Origin of the sequence: Shimia sagamensis (assembly GCF_900182745.1) — a bacterium.
Taxonomy (GTDB): Bacteria; Pseudomonadota; Alphaproteobacteria; order Rhodobacterales; family Rhodobacteraceae; genus Shimia; species Shimia sagamensis.
Genome location: NZ_FXTY01000001.1, coordinates 878,249 through 903,716, shown reverse-complemented (window position 1 = coordinate 903,716; position 25,468 = coordinate 878,249). Strand labels below are relative to the sequence as shown.

Here is a 25,468-nt window from a genome sequence, read left to right as displayed (position 1 = left end):
AAACAAGAGGGCACCGCCTAAAATCGCGCTGAAAAAATGCATCGATTTCCTATATTCATCAGCGCTCTGAGATGATTTTCCAACCAATAACCTCACAGAGATTTCCCGATAATTTGATTAGAAGTCAGAGCGTTACCTTGCCTGCCCTGTGATTAAATTAACGATGTCGCGGTACCACTGGCCCACTGAAGACGAAGTGGTGTGTGAACTATGGTGGCAGATCCCGGACAACAATTGCGCCACGCAGCAAAGGTGGCGGCGCGTCAGCGTGGCCTGCTGGGCCAATATGCATCCGAACGCGTGCGCGCGTTCAAACAACGCGCTGTCATTTACTGTCTAGGTGCGCTCATGGCGATTCTGGCCACCGGTCCTGTTATTGGCGGCTGCGCAACCGCCATATTGGTCCTTGGCGAGGCCACGGACATGTGGGTCTTGCGCCGGATTTCTGTGCGGTTGCGTGCAGGCGAAAGCCACACCGCGCTGTTTCGCGCCGCTTTGATCAGCGGGGCTGTTCAAGCCATCAGCGTCTTCCTTGCCACCACCGTTTATGTGGTGATCGTCGGCAAAGAAGCCTCCATCATGGGGGTCGCAGGCGTGCTTGGCATGGCCATCGTCAACGGCGCGCTGATTTTGCCCACCAACCCAAAACTGGCCGTCTTCAAAATGAGTCTGTTTGTGGTCACGCCTTTCTTCCTAATGATTCTTCAGGCGTTTCGCTTTGGTGGAGACATGGCCCTGCCGCACCTGAATGTACCAGAGTTGATGGTGGTTATCAGCATGGGGTACATGTGTTTTTCTTTTGTCAAAGCAGGTGTGGACAATTTCCGCAAAACCGCAGCCCTCCAGAGCAGTCAGAACAAACTGACCGCCGCCAATGATGCGCTGAACAAACACCGCAACGAGCTGCAACGCCTCTCTATGGTGGCCCGCAAAACCAATGACGCGGTGATCCTGTCCAACCCGGATCAGGAAATTGAATGGGTCAACGAAGCCTTTACCAGTCTCACCGGCATTCCAGCCAAAGACATCCTTGGGAAACCAACCAGTGTTCTGGCACAGGTCGCGCATACAGACACGGATGTGCCAAAGAAAGTTGCCGCGGCGATGCGCAGCCAGAGCCCTGGAAAAATCGAAGTGCGCCACAAGCTGGGGGACGGGCGTGAGCGTTGGAGCGAGATGCAGATGTTGCCCGTGAAAAACGCCGATGACGACGTGGATTTCTACGTCACCATCGCGCGCGACATCACGGCCAGCAAGGACCACGCCAACAGCATGCACACGGCCCGACAAGCTGCCGAAGACGCCGCCCGCACAAAGGCCGACTTCCTGGCCAACATGAGCCACGAAATCCGCACGCCGCTGACCGGCATCATCGGCATGGCCGATCTGCTGTCGGAAACCACACAGACAGACGAACAGACCGATTACACCAAAACCATCATTGGCTCGTCACGCAGCCTGCTGACCATCCTCAACGACATCTTGGACCTGTCCAAACTCGACGCGGGCAAGTTACAGATCACCAACAGCACCTTTGAAACGCGCGCCTGTTTCAAAGAGACTTTGCGCCTGCTTGAAACCGCCGCCTATGACAAAGGGCTCGGTCTCAACCTCTATGTCGCTGACGAGGTACCGGACCATCTTTTTGCCGACGACGTGCGCCTGCGCCAGATCGCGACCAATATCATCGGCAACGCCACCAAGTTTACCGAATTTGGCAAAATTGACGTGCAGGTCTGGATGGATGGCCTGGACGAAGATGACACCATGTCGGCACTCACGTTGAATTTTGCGGTCGATGACACGGGCATTGGCATCCCGGACGACAAACTGGCCTCGATTTTTGAGGAGTTTACACAGGCCGAATCCTCCACCACGCGTCGATTTGGCGGTACAGGCTTGGGGCTGACGATCTGTCGGATCCTGACAGAGCGCATGGGCGGGGAGATTTCCGTCGCCTCAGTGTACGGAGAGGGATCGCGTTTTCTCGTCAGTTTACCGGTGGAACTGCCACCAGACGGCGTGCCAGAAGTCTCCAAAACCGAAATAGCGGCTGCAACGGACTATGACGCCGTGGATCTGACCGGCCTTAACGTGTTGATTGCCGAAGACAACAAAACAAACCGCCTGCTGATTTCAAAGTACCTGGAGAAATTGCCGATCACCCTGCGCTTTGCCAAAGACGGGTTTGAGGCAGTTGACGCCACGCTGGAGTCGCCCCCTGACTTGATCTTTATGGATATGTCGATGCCCAATATGAGCGGCATCGAAGCCACCGAAGCCATCCGTGACAGTGGTGTGCAACAGCCCAAAATTGTGGCGCTGACCGCCAATGCATTTGAAAACGAAAAACGCGCCTGCTTGCAGGCCGGCATGGATGATTTCCTCACCAAGCCCGTCCGTCGCGCCGACTTGGTAGAGTGTCTACAACGCCACGTGGGCCACAGCACCAAACCGTCTTCTGCGGTGCAAGCGGCGCTTCGGGCATAACACCGCTGTCACAGGTAACACTTGCGGCAGGCAGCGTCTTGACAGCAGAAATCCCAGAGGGTGCGGCAAAAACAGCCCTGGTTACGTGACCAACCAGAGACAACTGCCGTTCAAAAATCCGTTCGGACCTCCGCCTCTGGTCAAAATCCCTGTGGTTTCGGCAACGCCATTTCGATCCATCCGCAAAGCGCCCCAACCGTTTCGACACAGATCAAACCTGGCGGCCTCGCAACCTCTTGGCCTAACAAAAAGGCGACATGCCCTAACATGCCGCCTTCCGCACCTGTCTGTTTCGTGGCCTTAGCGCACAATGAACTCCGCGTGCAGCGCACCTGCCGCTTTGATGCTCTTGAGGATGTCAATCATATCACGCGGGGCCACACCCAGCGCATTCAGACCTTCGATCACTTCGCTCAGCGATGTGCCCATTGGCACTTCGGCCAGGCCAATGCCTTCATCCTCGTCGATGTCCGCTTCGGTACGTGGCACCACCACGGTTTCGCCATTGGCAAACGGATTTGGCTGCACCACCAGCGGAGTTTCCTGAACCCTCAGGGTCAAGCCACCTTGTGAGACGGCAACACGAGAGATTCGTACATCGTCGCCCATCACAATGGTGCCAGAGCGTTGATCCACCACTACGCGCGCCTTACGTTCTGGTTGAACAGAGATATTTTCGATCTGGCTGAGCGCATGGGCCGGAGAGGCCTGGTTGGTGCGGTCAATATCCACTTGTACGGTGCCCGCATCCAACATCAAGGCCACGCGACGGCCATAGCTGCGATTGATCGCCTCTTCAATGCGGTTGGCTGTTGTGAAATCCGGCTCCCGCAACGCCAAACGCATGTTGGTCAGGGAGGAAAAGTCAAAATCAATCTCGCGTTCCACGCGCGCACCGGACGGGATCGACCCTGAGGTTGGCACGCCCTTGACGACGCCACCGGCCTCACCTTCGGCCGCCACGCCGCCTGCAATCACCGCGCCCTGCGCAACCGCGTAGATCTCACCATCAGCGGCATTCATCGGCGTCATCACCAATGTACCGCCCAACAAGCTTTTGGCATCACCAATCGCCGAAATGGTCACATCCACCGTGCCACCAGCCCGAGCAAAAGGGGGCAGCGTTGCTGTTACAAACACCGCCGCGACATTTTTGGGTCGCATATTCTCGCCGGTGATGTTCACACCAAGCCGTTCCAGAATATTGCCCATAATTTCTTCGGTAAACGGCGCATTCCGCAAGCCGTCTCCGGTTCCGTTCAGGCCAACCACCAAACCGTAGCCAACCAAATCGTTGCCCCGTACACCGTCAAATTCTACCAGATCTTTGATCCGGATCGGCGCTGCTGATGCCATCACCGGCATCAGTACGAGGAGCAGTAGCATTCTTGCTAAGCTCATGAAGTGTGTCATCTTACATAGTTCGCCAATGTCAGTTGGGAGAGACGAGCCGTGATCGTGTAGACCATCTCTAGTTGCACTTGAACGGCCTGTAGTTTGCCCGCCACTTCGGTTTGATCGGCACCGATCAGATCGCTCTGCGTCATCAACATCGAGCTGCGCGACAGCGAGTTTTCCGCCATCACATTCTCAACACGTTCCTGATTGAAACCAACGTCGGCCCGAACGCTTGTCATGTTGTCCTGACCGGTCAAAAGCCGCTCGCCTGCGGTTTCCATCAACTGCTTCTGCTCAATAAGATCAAGGTTCAGCCCCGGGTCCAGCGCCAGCGCGGCCAGTGCAGAATCCCGCATCGCTTCACGCAGCTCCATTGTGTCCGCCCGGACATTGAAGTCCGCCGACTGGTTATCGTTCAGACGCATGGGCGCAAGGTCGTTGGTCGACCCGATGTAAGCCCCGGTTTCGAACCCGCCACCCGGTGTCATGAAATAATCATCCACGGCTGTGACAATATCCGAAATCGTCGGCGACCCAGCCACCGCCGCGGAGATCTGCGTCATCATGGTGCTGGCATCCACCAACGCCGCCCCATCAGTGGCGGTGCCGCCAAAAAGGGATCGGTCCGCCACACGTCCGTTGAGGGCGCTGACAATCGCATCAAAGTCATTACGTGCGCTCTTTGCCACGCTAACCACAGAGGCGGAAAGCCCGGATTCGGACGCAGACAAAAGATCACGTCCCAAGTCACCAGTTACGGTGTGGATCTGCCCCAAAGTCGCCTGCGCAGTTTCCAAAAACAGCTGCGCGTCTTTGGTGGCAATGTCATAGCCGTTCAACACGGTCAGCTGGCGTTCAACACCAGCCAACATGTTGAAGTCGCCCTTAAGCGCCGCAGCCACATCCGCCTTACGCCCAGACCCCAGCTCATAGGCCAGCCTGTTGAGGTCTTGTTTCACCGCTGTGGTGCGGCGCGAGTTCATCATATGGGACGCCATGTCCCCAATCGAAGTAATAGCCATTTTTACAACCTCAGCAGTTCCTGCATCATTTCATCAACGGCCTGAATAAGTTTGGCATTGGCCGCGTAAGACTGTTCGACAAGCATCAGCATTTGCAGCTCCTGATCGGTGTCGACACCGTCAATCAGCTCCATTTCCTCAAGCGAGGTGAGACGGGCGTTGGCAAACGCCACATCCTGATCACTTTGCACACGCGCGCCGGAGATTCTGGATAAGAACTTGCCGCTCATCTCACTCATGGAAACCGCTTTGCTGCCATATCCGCCGGACACAGGAACAACTTGGTCCTGCATCGCGTCCAGCATCCGGTTCAAATGGGTCGCGTCACCCGCGTCCCCTGGTGCTGCGGCCCCAAGACCGTCGCGCAGGCGCCAGGTTTCCCCGGCACCGTCAATATCAACCAGATTGTTCAGCTCCAGCCGGCCAGCCAGGCCAACCTCATTGGCCACATTGAACGCCAGTCCCGCATCCGTGAACAAACCTGCGTCTCCCGGTGCCAAAGTGGGGTCCATGGCCGGGTCTTGAAACCGTTCCACAAGGTTGCGGGCTGCCGCATCCAAGTCGGCCTGCGCTTGGGTGCCAAATTCATCTCGAATGGCAAATTGTGCGCCAATCGCCCCACCGGACAGTGCCCCTTTATCACTGTCGATTCGCATCGGGTAACCATTGATTGAGATGCCGTTCAACAGGCCATTGGCCTCTGTCATATGCGGCTCAACCGTGCCCACTTCGGTAAATTCGATAGTGGCCGCTTTGCCATCCAAAAGCACAGCGCCATTGGTGGTGTAAAGCGCCATGCCACCGCGATCTCGCGGGGTCATTCGCACTGGCACCAGCTCACCAATTTGGTCCACCAACACCTGGCGTTGATCTTCCAACGAGGCCGTTTCCTGGCCTTGGTTGATGGCCAGAGATATCTTGCGGTTCACCTCTTCGGTCTGTTGCAGCAGCCCATTGAGGTTTTCAATCATATTGCCAATGTTGGCGTCTGCCTCGGTGCGCATTTTCTGAATGCCATCGGAGGCATCGTTAAACGCATCTGCAATGCGCTCCGCGTCTTGCGAGACGTTGGCCAAACGAATGTCGCTGTCCGGCGCACCGGTGGCCATGGCCAGAGAGCTTTCAAAGGCTGCCATCACGCCGGACAGGCTGGTTGGGTCTTCCGGAGTTCCCACCACTTTTTCCAGGCGGTTGTAGAACATATTGGTGCCGGTGGCCAAAGCCGTACCTGCATCGGCCAGACGGCGTTCCGCAATAGTCACCGGATTCACATTGCGAGTTGTGCCTTCCAGCTTCACACCAGCGGAGTAGCCGTAGAGAGCGGCAGATTGATCGAGTGTCCGCCGCCCGTATCCCTCGGTCATGGCGTTGGAGATGTTGGAAGACACCACCTCAGCCCGGCGCGCTGAGGCCGTTAGTCCAGTGAGTGCATTGGACAGAGCGCTTGAAATGCTCATGGCTTACCCTTTCCGGCCTACAACGGCCTCGGCGCGATTAGTTATCGTTTGATATTGGTGGTTTCTTGCAGCATCTCATCCACGGTCTGAATAACCTTGGCGTTGGTGCTGTAAGCCCGCTGTGTCTGGATCATGTCGGTCAACTCACCCGCCACATCAGTGGCTGATTCTTCGCGAACATACGACAGAAGTTCACCGGACGGACCGGTACCAGCATCCCACATAAAGTAAGGACCACTTTCGTTGGATGGCACATAAGTTTGGAAATCCAGCGAGATGCCCATGCCATTGGGGTTGGGCACATCTACCAGCGGAATTTGCGCAATTGTCCGCGTGATTCCTGTGTCAAAATAGGCGTGCACATAGCCGTTGTTGTCCACCTCAACAGAGGTCATGGAGCCCACCGGTGCACCGTCTTTGTCGATGTTCAGAGGGGCGTAATCATCGCCGAGCTGGCTCATGCCACCTTCGGTGCCTATCATGCCGATACTGAACTCCAACGGGCCACCAGCCACGTTTAGAATCGCACTTCCGGTCAGCGGATCATAGGCGCCACCAGGCGGGTTAGACACCACAGCCTGAAGCAAACCACCTGTGGTGCGCCCATCATCAAACGTCATCGTGTAGTCACCGATGATCGCGCCACCAGAGGCGGAATCGCGGATCACCATCTGCCATTCGTTGGAGGCACCAGCCGCTGGAACGGTCGGGGTGAACTCGATGCTCAGAGTCTCTGCCTGGCCAAGGTTGCCGTGATACTCGATGCTCAGTGTTTCCATTGTGCCGGCGGCACCGGCAACGGTAGAGGTTGCTGGCAGGTTCACACCCAGATCAACAGACGTGGTTGGAGAGCCAACCAGCTGGGACGTCAAGAGACGGACGGGGCTGAGACCTGTATCAGTGTCACGCGGATAATTCGGAATGCTACCGTCGGCAGAAGCCGGCCAACCCATCAAGGCCAATCCGCCTTCTGTCACCAAATACCCATCCGCATCCGGGCGGAACGAGCCGGTTGTGGCCAACATCATTGGTGGGCTTGTATCGCCAGCCTTAATCGCTGTCGCTGCGGTCACGGGAATAAAACCCCGACCGCGCACCGCCAAATCGGTTGGGTTGGTGGTTGGGGTCAACGAGCCGCCTTCATCAATCAAACGGTAGGAGTTCGCCTGCACGCCCCCGGCGGAATATTTACCACCTTTGGCACCGGTCACCATCGACTGGAAATCAGTCTCAACCCGACGGTAACCGTAGGTCGCAGAGTTCGCGATGTTGTCAGAGATGGTCGCCAAACGGGTGGCATTGGCATTGAGCCCGGCCACTCCGGCATTAAGCGAAGAGGAAATCGACATGGTACGCCTTTCTGCTGTATCAATTCGGTCGTCGTCTGTTTGGTTACGACAATCGGAATTAACAGCGGCCTAACGGCGTACCATATTTCCTTTTTGGCTCAGCGATCCGATCTTAGCAGAATGATCTCGATCCTGTTGTTTCGCAGGTCACGCGGCACATTTGACACCCGCTCGCGATCTGCATGCCCGGTCACCCGTGCCACCCGTTCTGTCTCCAGACCGTAGGTTTCCATCAGCTTGCGCAGCTCATCTGCGCGAATCGATGACAGTTGCCAACTGGTGTTTTCCCGCACTGTAATCAAGTTGCTGCGCACATGCCCTTCGACCGCCACACGGTTGGTCACCATATTGGACACCTCCGCCAGCACCTTGGCCAAATCCACAAGGATCGGCATCGGCACCGCACTTTTGGGCTTGAACAGACGTTCCGCTTCGGAATCAAAGATTTCGATCACCAACCCCTCGTCGGTCAATCGCGTAACCACATGTTTCAGCACGTTATCAGCCAGCAGGCTCTCGCCACCGCCGCCAATCAACATGTCTTCAACCTTTGCGAAGTCGGCATCATCGCTGCCACTGCCAGGTTGTTGAAACTCAACCGGGTCCGGGTTGTCCTTAAGCGCGGTTGGCAAACCGCCAACGCCTGTGTGTGACAGGATATTATGCTCCTGCACACTGTCGCCGCCAAACATGGCGTTGCCACCACCGGACACTTTGTTCAATGGCACCGTTGGGCTGAAGAACTCTGCAATCCCCAACCGTTGTTGTTCCGTTGTCGCGTTGATCAGCCACATCAGCAAAAAGAATGCCATCATGGCGGTCACAAAATCCGCGTATGCAATTTTCCACGCCCCACCGTGGTGTCCGCCGCCTGCGATGACCTTCTTACGTTTTATGATCACCGGAGCGACGTTGGAATTACTAGCCATCGCCATCACCTTTTTCTCACCCTGACACGACACCTAATCGTCAGCTCTTACCCCCGCCTTAACATATGGAATACATGAGAAATTTTAGAGATTTTCCAACTCCACCGGAACGTGATCATCTGCCAAAGATGCGCTCAAAATTTGCATAAAATCGCGCCGGTCCAAACCGGCTTCAATCACCGGTGCAATCTGCACCTCTATTGTGCCTGGAAACTTCAACCATTGGCCGTGTGGCCACATCGTGCCAGAATTCAACCGTACCGGCACCACTTTCACGCCTGCCAGTTGGTACAACACGCCAACCCCTGCCTGAAGTTCAGCCGTGTCTTTGCGGCGTGTGCCACTGGGGAAAATCACCAAACTCCGGCCATCCTTCACCGCCGCCGCGCCCGCGCGAAATGCCGCCCGCATGGCGTCCGCGCTGGCGCCTGCTGCCACCGGAATGTGCCCAAACTTGCGCACCACCGGGCCAAACACCGGATAGGAAAAAATCGGCGTCTTGGCATACATCACCGGGTGATCAAACAGCACTTGAAAGAACAACGTCTCCCAGGTGCTCTCATGTTGGGATGCGATCAACACCGCGCCTTCAGGCAGCCGATCCTGTCCCACAACCCGATATCGAATGCCGCACACCCCGCGCAGCAGCCAAAGCATCACCCTCAAATAGCGATCGGCGATGGCATAAACAGTCCGGCGAGGACCACGCAACGCAGGCCAGCACAACAGAAACGGCACCGCCGCAAGGCCAGCCAGCGCATAAAACAAAAGGCTCCGCACAAAGACAACGGGGAAAGACTGTTGCAGCCTATGCATAAGAATTCTCAAGACAATGTGCCTCTGTCATACGCTGACACCGGCTTTTTGCAAAGCGCGATTTCGCCAATCCTGTGTGAAGTATGTGATTGCCGTATGGCCACGGAGTCACGCTTGGTCTAATCTGCCGCTAAGGGGCAACATACTGCCTGTTGCCCGCGCATTTTGAAGAGTTTTTTGTCGCGCATGGGGGATGCTTTGCAAACAGGCGCATGGTGGGTCCAGTTTTCGGGCAAAACAACGGTTTTGGCGACAGTTCTGAGCGTGGCTATGGCCCTGCCGGCAACGGCTTTTGACATCCAACTGACAACAACCGACGGCGACGAAGACTTACAGGCCAGATTGTTGTCGGCCACGCTGACCCACTCTGCCAAAGAAGAAGGCAGCACCGATCCACAGGACATCATTGCCGCCGCGCAATCTGACTACCGTCGCATGGTCAGCACGCTGTACTCCCTTGGCCATTTCAGCCCGAGTGTCTCAATCCGCGTAGACGGACAAGAAGCCCACAACATTTCCCCATTTGCGAGCAAATCAACGATCCGCCAGGTTGTCTACCAAATCGACCCCGGCCCAAGTTTCCAGTTTGGCAAAACCCAAATTGCCCCAATTGTGCCTGCTACAGAGCTGCCTGAAAGCTTCGCTACACAGCAGCCCGCGAGCCTGCCCGCAATCTCGGACGCGGCCCGAGCCGGGGTGGATGGCTGGCGCGACGAAGGCCACGCCAAAGCCAAAGTTGGTGATCAAAGCATCACCGCTGATCACAAAAAGGCCACGCTGGACGTCGATTTAACAATGGCCCCGGGGCCAAAACTAACCTTTGGCAAGCTGATCTACGAAGACCAATCCAAAGTGCGCCCCGAACGCGTGCATGAAATTGCCGACCTGCCAGAGGGGGAAACATTCAGCCCAAAAACTGTGGCACAAGTCTCCGCCCGCTTGCGTCGCACTGAAACCTTTCGAACTGTGGATCTGCGCGAAGCGGAAGAACCCAACCCGGACGGCACCTTGGATATGGAACTGGCTCTGGTCGACAACCCGCCCCGCCGAATTGGCTTTGGTGCGGAATTAGAAAGCCGCGACGGGTTGAGCCTGTCGGCCTATTGGATGCACCGCAACCTGCGTGGTGGTGCCGAAAACCTGCGCTTTGATTTTGCCATTGAAAACCTCGGCGCGCAAAACAGCGGCGTAAACTACCGGCTAGGCACACTTTACACCCGGCCAGCGACGTTTGGCTCCAACACCGCGCTAACGCTGGGAGCGGAACTCAAGCAAGAAGACGAAGACCTCTACTGGCTGCGCCAACTCTCCGTGGGAGTTGGGTTCAAAACCATCCATTCCGAGCGGTTTGAAACCACAGCTGGGCTAGGTCTCTATTTCTCGGATGTGGATGACAACTACGGAAAGCGTCAATTGCATCTTATTGGTGTGCCGGTCACCACCAAGCTTGACCGGCGAGACAACATCGCCAACCCCACGCGCGGCTTCTACGTCGAAGGCAACGCCTTCCCTTACTTTGGGTTTGCCGAAGCCGACAGCGCCCTGTTTCTGAAAGGCGACTTGCGCGGCTATCGCGGATTTGGCGCGGACAATGGCTTCATCGCCGCCGGACGCTTGCAATTTGGCACCATCCTCGGGCCAGAAATTCGCAACACGCCTCCCGACCTGCTGTTTTACTCCGGCGGTGGCGGGACCGTGCGTGGTCAACCGTATCAGTCCAACTTTGTGACCGTGAATGGCGTGGACAGCGGCGGCCTGTCTTTCCTGGGTCTGTCCGGCGAAATGCGTGTGAAAATCAACAGCCACTTCTCCGCCGTGGCCTTTTATGATGCTGGCTTTGTCGGTGAGAAATCCGACTTTAGCGGCGACGGCAACTGGCACTCAGGTGCCGGTCTGGGTGTGCGCTACAACACCGGTTTTGGCCCGCTGCGGCTTGACCTCGCCACGCCGGTCAACGGCGACACTGGCGACGGACTGCAGCTCTACATCGGGATTGGACACGCGTACTGATGCGGTATCTCGCCCTCCTCCTCTGCCTGATCTGGCCCCTGACACTCGCTGCACAAGAGGCCGAACAGCCCGAGGCCAGCGACGAAGACAAAGGCATGCTGACCAATTTTCTGGAAGATGCCCTGTCAGGCGACGGCCGCACGGTCGAGGTCATTGGCCTCAAGGGCGCAATCAGCTCAAACGCCACGGTCGAAGAAATCCGCATGTCGGACGCGGATGGTGCTTGGCTGACCATGCGGGGCATGACGCTCAATTGGAACCGCCTCGCCGTGTTACGCGGCAACATCAACATCAACGAATTGAGCGCCAGCGAGATCATCCTCACCCGCGCACCTGCGCCCAACCCCAGTGCGCCACCCACCGCTGAAGCCACGCCATTCTCGCTGCCGGAACTGCCGGTCAGCATCAACATTCAATCGCTAAAGGCAGATCGCATCACACTGGGCGAGTCCTTCCTAGGGGAGGAACTCAACCTTTCCCTCACTGCTCGCCTGATCCTCGAAGGTGGCAACGGCGAGGCCTTACTCTCCGCCGCGCGTCTCGACGGTCCTGCTGCGCGTTTTGCGCTGGACGGAGCCTACTCCAATGAAACCCGAAACCTGCGCGTGGACCTGCAAGTGCACGAAGATGCAGGTGGGCTCCTGGTCACCAAAGCCAAAATCCCCGGCGAGCCTCCTATGGCGCTCACGGTGTTGGGCGACGGCTCCCTTGATGATTTCATCGCAGATATTTTGTTGACCAGCGACGGCGAACAGCGTCTCGCAGGCTCCGTCGAACTGGCCACCGAGCCAGGGGCCACACCGGAAAGCGCCGCAACCCAAGTTGTCCGCGCTGACCTTGGCGGCAACATGGCCCCGCTCTTTGCACCGGATTACAAGGGTTTCCTCGGCGAAAACATCGGCTTTAGCACGCTTCTGCGCCGCTTTGGCGATGGCCGCATCACCCTGCAACAACTCCTTCTTAGCTCCCGCTCCCTTAATTTGAATGGCGAGATGGCGATTGACGCAAACGGATTGCCTGACAGCTTTGATCTGGACATCCAGCTGCGAGATGAGACCGGCAAACCGGTTTTGTTGCCACTCAAAGGCCCCAAGAACTATGTGCAAGGCGCCGAGTTAGCGGCACAGTTTGATCACGCGGCTGGCGACCGATGGACGTTGAGCGGCACAGTTGATGACCTCAAAACCGACACGCTTACGTTGGCGCGGGTGGCACTGTTTGGCGAAGGCACATTGCAAGAAACCCCTATCCCGCGCGTAGAAGCCCAACTGCAGATGGGCATGCGTGGTTTGGCACTCTCTGACCCAGACCTTGCCACGGTTGTAGGCTCAAACGGCGGGTTTCAGGGCGACGTGGTCTGGGAAAAAGACGCTGGTCTCACCTTGTCCAATTACAGCCTGCGCACCAACAGCCTTGGCTCAAATGGGACTGTACATGTGAGCGGCAGTGGTCAAGACCTGACCATCGACACCGACGCCACGCTCAAAGTCGACAACATCTCGCTGTTCTCCGCCTTTGCCAAACGCGACCTCAGCGGCGCACTTTCAGCCCAACTCAAAGGCGCAATTCTACCAGTCTCCCAAGGCTTTGACCTAGCGCTCAGCGCCACCGGTCAGGACCTCGCGATCTCAGACCAACGCGCCGACGCGCTGCTGGCTGGGACAAGCACGGTGGCCCTATCCGCCAAACGGGACGAGAATGGCATCACACTGCGCGAAGCAAACGTAAAAACACCACAACTCTCCGCCACTGGAGGCGGCACACTTGCCAGCCAAAACAGCGACCTCACGTTTGAGGCGGCTCTCAACGAAGTGGCTCTGGTGCTCAAAGGCGTAAATGGCCCGGCGACCGCCAAAGGCCGCGCCGTGCAAACCGGTGCAGACTGGGCTTTTGACCTTGCGGCCACAGCCCCAGCGCAAACAACTGCCACCATCCGTGCCACCCTGCCGCAATCTGGCAACGGCGCGGCTGACATTGACCTGGAAGTGGGCCAGGTGCAGGTGTTTGTGCCCGAGTTACCCGGCAAGGCCCGCATTCAAGCCTCCGCAGAGCAGGCCCCAAATGGCTGGCAAGTCGATTTCAAAGGCACCGGCCCATTTGACACCAAGGGTGCTGGCAAAGGCTTGATCGACCCCAGCGGCAGCTCCAATGACTTTTCGGTCTCCGGCACCGTTCCGCTCGCCGCAGCAAACGCCGTTTTGCAACCCAACTCCATTCAGGGCATCGCCAACTATGACCTCCGCCTCAAAGGTGCATTGGGACCGGAAGCGGTCACCGGGTCACTCACCTTGGGTGGCGCTCGGTTTGTCATCCCAGATTTGAGGGTGGCATTTGAGGACATCCGCGGCACGGTTGGCCTCAACGGTCGCGCGGCGGACCTGAACATCACCACACAGTTCTCTGGCGGCGGCCAAATTGGCGTTGCAGGCAGCGTGGCCCTTGCACCTCCCTTCACGGCCAACTTGCCGGTGACTTTGACGGACATTCTCATCCAACAAGGCCAACTGTTAAAAACCGAGCTGGACGGCACCATCACCCTGTCTGGCCCGCTCACCGGCGGTGGCAACATCAGCGGCAATATCCTGCTTGGCAAAACCGACATTCACGTCACGCCCGCTGGGCTTTCCGGGGCTGGCCCAATTCCAGAGATCCGCCACCTCAATGAGCCCGCCAAAGTGCGCCTCACCCGTGATCGCGCCGGGCTAATCGCCAAGAAAAAGAGCGGCTCTTCCGCTCCGCCGTTTGGTCTGGACGTGAACATTCAAACAACCGAACGCATCGCAGTGCGTGGCTTGGGCCTGAACGCCGACTTCCACGGCGGCATGAAAATTGGCGGCACCACCAATGACATCCGTCCCAATGGCGAAATTGATCTGATCCGCGGTCGCCTGTCTTTCCTAGCGAAAAACTTCGAGTTGGACGAGGGCCGCATTTCCATGTTGGGTGATCTGGTCCCGACCATGCGGGTGGTGGCGATTTCCGAGCAACCAGACGCCACCGTCTACGTGATTTTGGACGGCCGTTTGGACGACCCCAAAATTGTTCTGGAAAGTGATCCGGAACTGCCCGAAGACGAGGTGCTCTCCCAATTGCTGTTTGGCCGCGACCTGTCCAGCATCTCCGCTCTGCAGGCGGCGCAACTTGCTGCCGCTCTGGCGCAGCTTTCTGGCGGCGGCCCACAAGGCCCGCGCCTTGGTGAAAACTCAGGGTTGGACGATCTCGGACTGACCTTTGATGAATCCGGCACACCAGGTCTGCGCGCGGGCAAGTACATCAACGAAAACGTCTACACCGAGGTTGGCGTCGACAGCAAAGGCCAAAGCTCGATCAGCTTGAACCTGGATGTGAACGACAACCTGACTGTGAAAGGCAAAGTTGGCTCAGACGACGATACCGGCATCGGCATCTTCTTCCAACGCGATTACTAACGTCTCTTAGGCGCCTTTGCGCAGCCCATGCAGACAGAGGTGGTGTACCTGCGCCCGCATATCCGGCGTCAGCGTCACCCCAAGTGAGCGTTGCCATTTGAGCGTGTTGCGAATGCCGCCGCCAATAAACCCGCCAAAGAGCCCAACATCGCCCGCGATCACCCAACCGTCAGCCTGAAGCTGACGCAACAGTTCCGCAATAAAATCTGACGTTCTCTTGAAGCTGTCGAGCACCTCCTCACGCGGCAACAACGGCACGTTGGACAAATACTCATGCAGGTCCGCATGGTTCTCATTGAACCAAACAAAATCAATCTGCCGATCAATAAAGGCCTTAAGCCGCTCCGGCGCTGGTTGGCTTGGGTCATCTCCTGTCACCAGCGCCTTTTCGACAATTTTGCCAAGCTCTTCATACACAGCACGGATCAGCACATCTTTGTTCTCAAAGTGATTGTACAGCGAGCCGGTCGCAACGCCGGCCTGCTTGGCAATCTTGCTCATCGACGCTTGTGTGCCGTGTGCCACCAGCATCGCAGCGGTGGCCTCCAGTATTTTCTCGCGCATGTGGCTCAGTGTCCCGTTGGCTTGCGTTATTGGCGCGGTGAACCAATGTTCACTCAGCGCCATGCACCCTAGGATGACCGGACAGCGCAAACAAGACCCTCGTCTTGCCCCAACAAATATTGGATCAATGTATATTGGATCCCAACTGTCGATCCATACCGCCGCCCGACTATAGGCGTCCCATCCAAACACTGGTTGCAGAAAACGTGCCATCCGGCTGGCGCAATCGCTCAAAGCCCATGGCCTGCCAAAAAGCAATGCCACCGTCATTTTTTGGGTCAGCCCCAATGTGAACCGGCCCTACACCACGCGCCCGCGCCGCTTGCAACCACGTATCGAACAACCGCCGTCCAAGCCCACCTCCGCGCGCCGCAGGCATCAAATTCATATGCATATGCGCTGGATACGACGCCACTACATAGTCCGGCGTAGGTAGGGCGTTGTGTATCCAATTCGCCCGCCGCTCATCTTCGGTCCACGTATCCCGCCGCGCCTCATCCGGTGCCGGATACCGTTCCCGCAACGCGGGCCACCACTCTGCCTCAAGTTGCGTTTCATACGCGCGGCTGTCTTCAACGCCGCAAACATAACCTTCAACCTGCCCGTTCATCTCAGCCACAAACGCCAATTCCGGCGCCAAAACCACGTAAGGCGCCGTGTAAATATGTCCGAGCATTTTGGGATCTTGATACAGCGGTGTCGCATCGTTCCCGGCTTTGCCGGTTTGCACCACCACCTCATACAATCGTTTTTGATCAGCCTGTGTTGCTTGTCGGATCACAGCCATGTCCTACCTCCTAAAACACAGGACTGCTGTACCACCTTAACGCGCATCTCGCGAGCGCTGTCAGACGCGCTGTGGCGCCCAGCGCTGAAACGCGCCGACCGCGGCACCAATCATCACACCCAATCCATAGGCACCAGGCCCACCCAGATCAAACCGGAAATCCATTATGAGACCTTCCGGAACATACAGCCCATACGCAAGCGCTGGCACAGCCGCCAGCAGCAGCAACATGAACCCGCCAACAGGGTCTTTGCGATTGATATTTTTCATCACCAACTGCGCCCCAATGGCTGCCGGTAGAGCGATGACAAGGATGACATAAAGGGCAATGAGCATTTCAGAAGTCTCCTCAATCGGAGCGGTGACGAGTGCCTTGGCTTTGGCGTCTCGGAGGCGGGACAGTGTCCCCTTTCCTCAATCCGTAAATGGGAACCGTTGCGCCAAATTTCAATAGTTCGCTTGTTAAATTTACCTGAGTCCTCGGTCTTTTCAGAAGCTTGACATTGTTCGATATCGCACTAAATAGTACGACATCGAACAAATGAGGTCCTAAATGAATATTTCACGTAGAAAATCTCTCGCCCTTATTGGCGGTGGCATCATCACCGCAGCGGCAGCTTCCGCCGGATATTCTGTGACACGCTTCCCCAACCAGGCCATCGCGCCCTGGGTTCTGGCTGGCACCTATGAAGATCCGCGTAAAAAAGCGTTGTCTTTTGCGCTGCTTGCGCCAAACCCACACAACCGACAGCCCTGGATTGTTGACCTGTCGGCAGACGGAGAATTCAGCCTCTATGCCGATTTGGACAAACTGCTGCCCGAAACAGATCCTCTGAACCGTCAAATCACCATTGGTCTGGGGTGTTTTCTCGAAGTCATGCGCATGGCCGCAGCGCAAGATGGCTATCGGGTTGATCTGACACTCTTCCCAGAAGGCCAAGATGAGACACATCTGGACACGCGCCCCATTGCCCACGCGACTTTTGCCAAAGACCCAACGCAAACACCCGACCCCTTGTTCCAATACGTGATGTCCCGTCGCTCCAACAAAGAGCCCTTTGATACGTCTCGTTCAGTTGCGCCCAGCGCACTCGAACATGTCTCCGACGTAGTTGACGCGAGTGTGCGGTTTGGCGGATCAGTGGATGCGCAGGACATCGCGGAGTTGCGGGAGCTGACCCACACCGCGCTCCAGATCGAAGTCGAAACACCTAACACCTATCAGGAAAGTGTGGATCTGTTCCGCATCGGCCATCGTGAAGTCAACGCCAACCCCGATGGCATCGACTTCTCCGGCCCTTTGTTTGAATCGCTGCATCTCACCGGCATGTTCACCCGTGAAACCGCAACCGACACTTCCTCGACGGCCTATAAGGCTGGTTTGGATGCGGTCTTTGCCAACACCGACACCGCCATGGGGCATATCTGGCTGGTTACAGAAGCCAACACGCGGGTCGACCAAATCCGCGCGGGTCAAAACTGGGTGCGCGTCAATCTGGCCACGACCGCTCTGGGCCTTGGCCTGCAACCGCTGAGCCAAGTGCTGCAAGAATACCCCGAAATGGACAGCGCCCATCACACCATTCACAACCGGCTTGCACCAACCGGCGGAACGGTTCAAATGCTGGGACGTATCGGATACGGTCCCCAAGTGGCGCCGAGTCCACGCTGGCCTTTGGAGGCAAAAATTGCCCAAACCTGAGCAGACAGTTCGAACTTTGTTTCGCTTCTTCAATGAAGTGGGGATTATCAATCAGCTCTCAAGCCGCCTGTTTGAAACCCGTCTTCCTGACGGGTTTCTGGTGTCCCATTTCACTGTGCTCAATCACCTGACCCGACTGGGCGACGGCCGCACACCGATGGACATCGCCACCGCGCTCCAAGTGCCCAAAACCTCACTGACACATACCCTGTCTGGCCTCAGCAAAGCCGGTCTGATCATACAGGAACCCAATCCCAAAGATGCACGGTCCAAATGTGTCATGCTGACCGATGCCGGGCGTCAGTTCCGCGCGGACGCCATTGCCGCACTTGGCCCCGATATGATGGATGTGGCAGAGCATTTCCCGCCAGAGCGCATTGCCGAAGCGCTGCCACTACTGGAAGAGATCCGCGCCTTCTTGGACAAACGTCGGGACGTTTGAGGCGACCGCGCCGTTACCGCCAATCCAGTACAACTTTGCCCGACTTGCCTGACTTCATCGCCGCAAAGCCCGCCTTAAAATCCCCAACTGGCATCTCATGGGTGATCACCCGGCTGACATCCAACCCGTTTTGCAACATCGCAATCATCTTGTACCAGGTCTCAAACATCTCTCGGCCGTAGACACCTTTGATGGTGATCGCCTTAAACACGATGCGTGACCAATCCACCGGCGATTTCCCTGGCGGAATGCCCAAAAGCGCAATCTTGCCGCCCATCACCAGCGCCTCAACCATCTGATCCAGCGCCATCTGCGAGCCGCTCATCTCCAGCCCCACATCAAAGCCTTCTTTCAGGCCAAGCTCATGCATCACGTCGTTCAGGTCTTCGGAGGCCACATTTACTGCCCGCGCATTGGGCACGACGTGCTCCGCCAGCGCCAGCCGGGCCGGATTGATATCCGTGATCACCACATGCCGTGCGCCCGCATGTTTCACCACCGCCGCCGCCATGATCCCAATTGGCCCCGCGCCGGTGATCAGCACATCCTCGCCCAACAAATCAAAGCTCAGCGCCGTGTGTACCGCATTGCCCAGCGGATCCAAAATGGCGCCAATCTCATCAGGAATGTCATCCGGCAAAGGCACCACATTGAACGCTGGCAGGCGCAAATACTGCGCAAACGCTCCCTGCACATTCACGCCAATCCCCCGCGTGCCGGGATCGAGATGAAACTTCCCCGCCCGCGCCTGTCGGCTCTCATGACCCACCACATGCCCCTCACCGGAACAGCGCTGACCTATACTGAGCCCGTCAACATTGCGGCCCATCTCAACAATCTCACCAGCAAACTCATGGCCGGTGATCAAGGGCACCGGCACCGTGGCGCTGGCCCAGTCATCCCAGTTCCAGATGTGAATGTCCGTGCCGCAAATCCCGGTTTTGTTGACCTTGATCAACACTTCATCCGGCCCAATCTCCGGCACCGGCGCCTGCACCATCCAAAGCCCGTCCTCAGGCTTGGATTTCTCCAATGCCGTCATCGTGTTGGGCTTGCTCATGAGAGGATCCCCAACGCCTTGCCCACCTTACCAAAGGCCGCCAGCGCCCGGTCCAATTCATCCCGCGTCAGCGCCGCGTTCATCTGTGTGCGAATCCGCGCCTGCCCCCTTGGCACCACCGGGAAGAAGAAGCCGGACACATAAACCCCTTCCTCAAACAGCTTTGCCGCCATGTCCTGCGCCAATTGCGCCTCGCCCAGCATCACCGGAATGATCGGATGTTCCCCCGGCAGAATGTCAAAGCCCAGCTTTTCCAAACCCGCCCGCCAATACTGCGCGTTCTCCCGCAACCGCGCCCGGTCCTCCGCACCGTCCTCAACCAACCGGATTGCTTCCAACCCCGCCGCCACAATGCTGGGCGGCAAGGAGTTCGAAAACAGATACGGCCGCGCGCGTTGGCGCAGCAGGTCAATCACCGGCTGCGGCCCGGCAATGTATCCCCCAATCGCCCCGCCCAGCGCCTTACCCAACGTGCCGGTCAGAATATCCACATCCACACCAAAGTGATCCGGCGTCCCGGCGCCATTAGGCCCCATAAACCCGGTTGCGTGACAGTCGTCCACCATCACCACCGCGCCGTATTCTTTGGCCAAGCGTGTGATCTCCGGCAGGTTGGCAAGATAGCCGTCCATGGAAAACACCCCGTCCGTCGCAATCATAATATGCCGCGCGCCTTCATTGCGGGCGTGCTGCAACATCGCTTCCAAATCCGCCATATCGTTGTTGGCATAGCGATAGCGCTTGGCCTTACACAGGCGGATGCCATCAATGATCGACGCGTGGTTCAAACTGTCCGACACAATCGCGTCGTCCTTGGTCAAAAGCGGCTCAAACAAACCGCCATTGGCATCAAAGCAGGCGGCAAACAGGATCGAATCGTCTTTACCCAGAAAGCTGGCGAGCTTCAGTTCCAGCTCGCGGTGTATATCCTGTGTCCCGCAGATAAATCGCACCGAGGCCATGCCAAACCCACGTGGATCCATTGCATCCTTTGCCGCCGCAATCAGAGCCGGATTGTCCGCCAATCCCAGGTAGTTGTTGGCACAGAGGTTGATGACCTCCCGATCACCCACCTTGATTTCCCCGCCCTGTGGCGAGGTGATCATGCGCTCCTTTTTCATCAGCCCCTCGGCCTCGATGATTGTGAGCGTGTCGCGGATATCGTTCAGAAAGGCGTCAGACATGGGGTTCTCCATAATGATGGACAATCATCTATCATAACGGATTTGCGTCCGTGAAGAGGGAAATTCACTATAGCGGACAAAAATCCGCGATTAAAGAAACTGGCTTTGTAGTGAGCCTAGCACACTTCTTTAGCGCGGGCTGCGCTCGTAGAACACACACAACCAAATAGTGCTTTCACCACTTGCCATTCCCCAAAATTGCACCGACTTTCTTGGCATTGGGAGCAAGGAGGCCGAAGTTGCGCACCAAAAATTTGCAAAAGTCGCTTCTGTTTGTTGCGTTCCTTTCGATCTTGATAATCTCCCTTCATCTCTTTCTCAGAAGACCCCAGCACATAGATGGTTCGGCGCTGCCCGTATCAATCGTAGCTGCATTTTTCATGTCAGTTCTGCTGGCAACCGGCATCAGCTTGGTCGTTTGGCTCGTCAGGCACTCCGTCAATAATCCAAGCTTTTCTTTTCGACCAAGCCGGGCACGGATTCTACTCTCACTAGGTTTGGCGGCCATAGTTCCAATAGGAAACTGGGGCTTATCGCCCATCACTTTGGGCGGCCTAACGCTATTCTCGCTCAGTGCAAACCAAACCCAAATCCCTAAATTACTGGGCCTCATTGCATGCGTCGCGATACCTATCTACCCGATTTCAGCAATGATCTGCTACCACACCCAAATCAACCAGCGGCGTCGGCTGGGGATAATCGCAGTACTATTTTTGAGTACCTTTTCAGGCATCGTGCTGTGGGGCGGTTGGCAATCTTTCCCCTAAGCCCTCAAGCGTTCTTCACAATCAAAAACACCCGCGCAGCCTCTGTCGCCTCAATCGCATGCGCCACATCGGCTGCATAACGCGCCGTGTCGCCTTCGCCCAAATCCTGTGTCGCCGTGCCGCTTGTCACCCGCACAGCGCCGGACAATGCCGTCAACTGCTCGGTCGCCCCACGAGTGTGCGGCGCGCTTTTCAAACTGCCCCCGGCCTCAAACGTAATGTCGTAGACCTCATGCCCGCCCACATCCTCAGGCGGCGACAAAATCCGAATGAGACAAAGATGTCCCATATTGTCAAACCGTGGCACATCACCGGCCCGTAACACGTCCACCTTATCGCCCGCATCCGCATCCAGCAGCCCGGCAAAATCCACCTGCAAGGCGCGCGTCAGGTTCCACAAGGTCGCAATCGTGGGGCTGCTTTCGCCGCGCTCGATCTGGCTCACCATAGAGCGGCTTACCCCCGACAGTTTTGCAACCGCATCCAGAGACAGGCCTTGTGCACGCCGCGCCTCCCGCAACCGCGCAGGCAAAAGATCCAAGATCGGCAAGTCGTTATCCATGCCTCACTGATGCGGTGAACCCCGCCCATTTGTCAATCAGCACAAATGTGTCACCCTACGTAGGACTACGGGCGCGCCAACTGTGACGCACCGTTCCACCTGACTCCACTTTGCTGCACCTGCATACTGTGCCCAACACGATTTCATGAGGAGACGACAGATGTCGGACATCGTAATTCTCGGCGGCGCCCGCACCGCCATTGGCACCTTTGGCGGCGCACTGGCCAACACAGCGCCCATCGACCTTGGCGCAACAGTCGCCAAAGCAGCTATGGAAAGCGCCGGCGTAGAAGGTGGTCAAATTGGCCACGTCGTCTTTGGCCATGTGATCAACACCGAACCACGGGACATGTACCTGTCTCGCGTGGCTGCCATGCAGGCGGGTATCCCGGACACCACACCAGCCATGAACGTAAACCGCCTCTGCGGCTCCGGCGCGCAAGCCATTGTCTCCGCCACGCAGTCTCTGATGCTGGGCGACGCAGACTTTGCCGTCGCTGGTGGTGCAGAAAACATGTCTCGCAGCCCCTACATCATGCAGTCGCAGCGCTGGGGCCAGAAAATGGGTGACGTAAAAACCCTCGACATGATGCTGGGCGCGCTGAACTGCCCGTTTGGCACCGGCCACATGGGCATCACTGCCGAAAACGTCGCGGATGAGCACGATGTCTCCCGCGAAGACATGGACGCTTTTGCGCTGGCGTCTCAAGAACGCGCCGCCGCCGCCATCGAGGCCGGATACTTCGACGATCAGATTGTGCCAATCGACGTAAAAGTGCGCCGTGACATGGTGCCCTTTGCCCGTGACGAGCACCCCACCGCCTCCACCATGGAAAGCCTTGGCAAGCTGCGCACCGTGTTCAAGAAAGACGGCCGCGTCACCGCAGGCAATGCTTCGGGCATCAACGACGGCGCTGGCGCGATTGTTTTGGCCCGTGCCGAAGCCGCCGAGAAAGCTGGCCTGACACCCCGGTTCCGGGTCTTGGGCTATGCCCACGCCGGTGTGCGCCCAGAGGTCATGGGTATTGGTCCGGTTCCCGCCGTGAAGAACTTGCTTGCCAAAACCGGTCTGGCGATCACTGATTTTGACGTGATCGAAAGCAACGAGGCTTTCGCTGCACAGGCGATTGCGGTGAACAAAGGTCTCGGTCTTGATCCAGCCAAAGTGAACCCAAATGGCGGTGCCATTGCCCTAGGCCACCCGGTTGGCGCAACCGGCGCGATTATCACTGTGAAAGCCATGTACGAGCTCGACCGCACCGGCGGCTCCAAAGGCCTGATCACCATGTGCATCGGCGGCGGTCAGGGCATCGCCATCGCTATTGAGCGTATCTGATAGCTTTCCCAAAACAGCGTGAGGCCAAAGGTTAACGCCTTTGGCCTTGCCACATTTAGCACTGTCGCAAAACAGCTGCAAAACAGCCGTGATACCGACGCTATACCGACGGGCCAAATAAGGGTTAATTCACCCAGAACGTGACCCGATCTGATGCCCCTTTGGCGTCTATCACCGTCACCGTCGCGCTGCCTTTCCCAGTCAGCGGCACCACCATCTCCCGCATCCGACTTTGCTGCACAACCGGCGCGCCATTGGTGAGCACCGTAAAAGGCAACGCCCCATTTTTGACCTTCAGGATGACCTCGCTGTTGCCCCCTTCAAGCGTTGCTCCGTCAGGTGGAAACGCCACTGCAAGCGCATCTTCTGGTTTCTCAAAAAGCGCATTGCGACCTCGAAATTTCCGAAGCGGTTCAGGCAGTTGACCGGTGCTGACAATCAATGTCTCCGGCGGCGGCGGCCCCAAGGGCGTCAGCTCCGGCGCGATACGCTGAAACACCTCAAACAACACCGGCGCCGCCACTTCTGCGCCAAACGCCCCGGGCACTGGTGTGCCATCAGGCCGTCCAATCCAGACCCCCGCCACATGTTGCCCGTCAAACCCAATCGCCCAAGTGTCGCGATGCCCGTAAGACGTCCCGGTTTTAAAGGCCAAGCCATTGCGTGATGCCCCTTTTGGCGGCGATATCCCTGACAGAATGTCTCCCAAATGCCACGCCGCTGAACGGCTGATAACCCGTTGTCTTTCTTGCGTTATCTCCTCGGGTTGCCAATGCAACTCCTGCGCTAATCCGCCCTGAGGGATCACCGCATAAAGCTGCACCAACTCCTCCAGCGACAGCCCCACGCCACCCAGCGCAACAGCCAATCCAGCCACCCCACCGGGCACCTCTGGCACCGTGCCGGCTTTGCGCATCGTCGCCATCAAATTGGCCGGACCAATCTCATCCGTCAGCAATACAACAGGGAGATTCAACGATTGAGCCAAAGCCTCTCTCACGCGCAGTTCGCCCCGAAACCGCCCGTCAAAATTCTGCGGTGCATAGGTGCCAAACCGCACCGGCGCATCGGCGATCAGCGTCTCCGGATGAACCAGCCCCTGATCAAAAGAAAGACCATAGACCAATGGCTTAAGCGTAGATCCGGGCGAGCGTTTGGCCAGCGTCATGTCGACAAACCCCTGCCGGTGATCGCCACTGGAAAACCCAGCCGACCCCACTGAAGCCAAGATTTCCCCGCTGTGATGATCCGCCACCACCATGGCGATAGACACGCGATCCTCTAACCCACGCAAGGCCTTTGCGGCCAGCTGTTCCAGAGACAGTTGCAAGTCCCGTTCCAAAGTTACGTGATGCTCCACTGCCTCCGGACGTGCCGCCACCACCCGATCAGCCATATGGGGCGCGATGCTAGGGAACTCCCGCCGTTGATTTGGAACTGGTGTCATCAACGCAGCAGTAGCGGCATCGTCAGACAAAACCCCTGCAACAACAGCACGTTGCAACACCCGCTCGCGCGCTTCTGTAGCTTCGTTGGGATGCCTATCAGGGCGCCGGTCATTGGGATTTTGCGGCAAGGCAACCAGGAGAGCCGACTGGGCTGGTGTCAACCGCAGCGGCTCTTTCCCAAACCATGCCAATGTCGCCGCGCGCACCCCTTCAAGGTTCCCACCATACGGCGCGTGTAACAGATAAAGCGTGAGAATTTCCTCTTTGCTCAACTGCCGTTCCAGCGCCAATGCCAACCGAACCTGCCGCAGCTTCCCCTGCCAAGCGCCGGTGCCAGAATCCTCCAATAAACGCGCAACTTGCATTGTCAGTGTTGAGCCACCGGAAACAACTTCGCCGTTCCAAACAGCTTGGTACACCGCTCGCATCACCGCCCAAGGATCGACTCCGCGATGCAACCAAAACCGCCGGTCCTCGTAAGCAACCAACATATCAATATAGCTGTCATCGACCGCGGCAAGCGGGCTGCCCATGCGCCACAGTCCATCCTCAACGGTGTACGCCCGCAGCAGTTTACCTTCCCGATCAACCACTTGCACAGATGTGTCCGTGAGCAGGTTAGGCAAGTCGGTTTCTACAATCCATCGATCCACGCCATCCCGCACGGCGGCTGCCAAAAGCAGCGCAGCAACTAGGACAAATGGCGCAAACCGCATC

The 25,468-nt window shown here is 57.3% G+C and carries 20 protein-coding genes; 7 read left to right on the top strand and 13 right to left on the bottom strand.

Going from position 1 to position 25,468, the window contains the following annotated elements:
* The first annotated feature begins 210 nt into the window (after positions 1 to 210).
* The gene (locus QOL67_RS04190) at positions 211 to 2,490 is read left to right on the top strand and encodes a PAS domain-containing hybrid sensor histidine kinase/response regulator (protein WP_283424681.1); all 2,280 of its coding nucleotides are present in this window, start codon (positions 211 to 213) and stop codon (positions 2,488 to 2,490) included.
* 300 nt (positions 2,491 to 2,790) lie between these two features.
* On the opposite strand, the gene QOL67_RS04185 is transcribed toward QOL67_RS04190, so the two are convergent.
* From QOL67_RS04185 to QOL67_RS04160, 6 genes are all read right to left on the bottom strand, one after another.
* Entirely contained in the window at positions 2,791 to 3,891 is a 1,101-nt protein-coding gene (locus QOL67_RS04185; protein WP_283424680.1) for a flagellar basal body P-ring protein FlgI, read from the bottom strand.
* 8 nt (positions 3,892 to 3,899) lie between these two features.
* Entirely contained in the window at positions 3,900 to 4,910 is a 1,011-nt protein-coding gene (locus QOL67_RS04180; RefSeq protein ID WP_283424679.1) for a flagellin family protein, read from the bottom strand.
* Between the two features lie 2 nt (positions 4,911 to 4,912).
* Positions 4,913 to 6,367 (bottom strand): flagellar hook-associated protein FlgK, encoded by a 1,455-nt coding sequence (gene flgK, locus QOL67_RS04175; protein ID WP_283424678.1) that lies wholly within the window; start codon positions 6,365 to 6,367, stop codon positions 4,913 to 4,915.
* Positions 6,368 to 6,408: 41 nt separating this feature from the next.
* On the bottom strand, positions 6,409 to 7,716 hold the full coding sequence (locus QOL67_RS04170; protein WP_283424677.1) for a flagellar hook protein FlgE: 1,308 nt from the start codon (positions 7,714 to 7,716) through the stop codon (positions 6,409 to 6,411).
* A gap of 98 nt (positions 7,717 to 7,814) precedes the next feature.
* On the bottom strand, positions 7,815 to 8,645 hold the full coding sequence (locus QOL67_RS04165) for a flagellar motor protein MotB (protein WP_283424676.1): 831 nt from the start codon (positions 8,643 to 8,645) through the stop codon (positions 7,815 to 7,817).
* Positions 8,646 to 8,729: 84 nt separating this feature from the next.
* Entirely contained in the window at positions 8,730 to 9,461 is a 732-nt protein-coding gene (locus QOL67_RS04160) for a lysophospholipid acyltransferase family protein (protein WP_283424675.1), read from the bottom strand.
* 270 nt (positions 9,462 to 9,731) lie between these two features.
* Between QOL67_RS04160 and QOL67_RS04155 the strand changes: the two genes are divergently transcribed.
* A complete protein-coding gene (locus tag QOL67_RS04155; RefSeq protein ID WP_283424674.1) occupies positions 9,732 to 11,471 on the top strand; it encodes an autotransporter assembly complex protein TamA in 1,740 nt (579 codons plus the stop codon).
* Positions 11,471 to 14,899, top strand: coding sequence for a translocation/assembly module TamB domain-containing protein (locus QOL67_RS04150; RefSeq protein WP_283424673.1), 3,429 nt, complete (start codon positions 11,471 to 11,473; stop codon positions 14,897 to 14,899). The genes QOL67_RS04155 and QOL67_RS04150 overlap by 1 nt, the downstream gene beginning before the upstream one ends.
* Positions 14,900 to 14,905: 6 nt before the next feature.
* On the opposite strand, the gene QOL67_RS04145 is transcribed toward QOL67_RS04150, so the two are convergent.
* The 3 genes from QOL67_RS04145 to QOL67_RS04135 form a co-directional block, all read right to left on the bottom strand.
* Entirely contained in the window at positions 14,906 to 15,463 is a 558-nt protein-coding gene (locus QOL67_RS04145) for a TetR/AcrR family transcriptional regulator (protein ID WP_283424672.1), read from the bottom strand.
* A gap of 169 nt (positions 15,464 to 15,632) precedes the next feature.
* The gene (locus QOL67_RS04140) at positions 15,633 to 16,250 is read right to left on the bottom strand and encodes a GNAT family N-acetyltransferase (protein WP_283424671.1); all 618 of its coding nucleotides are present in this window, start codon (positions 16,248 to 16,250) and stop codon (positions 15,633 to 15,635) included.
* Between the two features lie 60 nt (positions 16,251 to 16,310).
* The gene (locus QOL67_RS04135; protein WP_283424670.1) at positions 16,311 to 16,586 is read right to left on the bottom strand and encodes a hypothetical protein; all 276 of its coding nucleotides are present in this window, start codon (positions 16,584 to 16,586) and stop codon (positions 16,311 to 16,313) included.
* A 217-nt stretch (positions 16,587 to 16,803) separates the two neighbouring features.
* Between QOL67_RS04135 and QOL67_RS04130 the strand changes: the two genes are divergently transcribed.
* Both QOL67_RS04130 and QOL67_RS04125 read left to right on the top strand, forming a co-directional pair.
* Positions 16,804 to 17,952, top strand: coding sequence for an Acg family FMN-binding oxidoreductase (locus QOL67_RS04130; protein WP_283424669.1), 1,149 nt, complete (start codon positions 16,804 to 16,806; stop codon positions 17,950 to 17,952).
* Positions 17,939 to 18,394, top strand: a complete 456-nt coding sequence (locus tag QOL67_RS04125) for a MarR family winged helix-turn-helix transcriptional regulator (RefSeq protein WP_283424668.1) — start codon at positions 17,939 to 17,941, stop codon at positions 18,392 to 18,394. The genes QOL67_RS04130 and QOL67_RS04125 overlap by 14 nt, the downstream gene beginning before the upstream one ends.
* Positions 18,395 to 18,407: 13 nt before the next feature.
* On the opposite strand, the gene tdh is transcribed toward QOL67_RS04125, so the two are convergent.
* The gene (gene tdh / locus QOL67_RS04120; protein WP_283424771.1) at positions 18,408 to 19,436 is read right to left on the bottom strand and encodes an L-threonine 3-dehydrogenase; all 1,029 of its coding nucleotides are present in this window, start codon (positions 19,434 to 19,436) and stop codon (positions 18,408 to 18,410) included.
* 14 nt (positions 19,437 to 19,450) lie between these two features.
* The gene (locus QOL67_RS04115; RefSeq protein ID WP_283424667.1) at positions 19,451 to 20,638 is read right to left on the bottom strand and encodes a glycine C-acetyltransferase; all 1,188 of its coding nucleotides are present in this window, start codon (positions 20,636 to 20,638) and stop codon (positions 19,451 to 19,453) included.
* 239 nt (positions 20,639 to 20,877) lie between these two features.
* Between QOL67_RS04115 and QOL67_RS04110 the strand changes: the two genes are divergently transcribed.
* Entirely contained in the window at positions 20,878 to 21,405 is a 528-nt protein-coding gene (locus tag QOL67_RS04110; RefSeq protein WP_283424666.1) for a hypothetical protein, read from the top strand.
* A gap of 4 nt (positions 21,406 to 21,409) precedes the next feature.
* Here the strand turns inward: QOL67_RS04110 and QOL67_RS04105 are convergent, their stop codons facing one another.
* Positions 21,410 to 21,967 carry a helix-turn-helix domain-containing protein gene (locus QOL67_RS04105; protein WP_283424665.1) on the bottom strand — a complete coding sequence of 186 codons (558 nt, stop codon included), beginning with the start codon at positions 21,965 to 21,967 and terminating at the stop codon, positions 21,410 to 21,412.
* Between the two features lie 160 nt (positions 21,968 to 22,127).
* On the opposite strand from QOL67_RS04105, the gene QOL67_RS04100 reads away from it, so the two are divergent.
* A complete protein-coding gene (locus QOL67_RS04100; RefSeq protein WP_283424664.1) occupies positions 22,128 to 23,303 on the top strand; it encodes an acetyl-CoA C-acyltransferase family protein in 1,176 nt (391 codons plus the stop codon).
* A 124-nt stretch (positions 23,304 to 23,427) separates the two neighbouring features.
* Here the strand turns inward: QOL67_RS04100 and pbpC are convergent, their stop codons facing one another.
* Positions 23,428 to 25,467 carry a penicillin-binding protein 1C gene (pbpC, locus tag QOL67_RS04095; RefSeq protein ID WP_283424663.1) on the bottom strand — a complete coding sequence of 680 codons (2,040 nt, stop codon included), beginning with the start codon at positions 25,465 to 25,467 and terminating at the stop codon, positions 23,428 to 23,430.
* Position 25,468 lies beyond the last annotated feature (1 nt).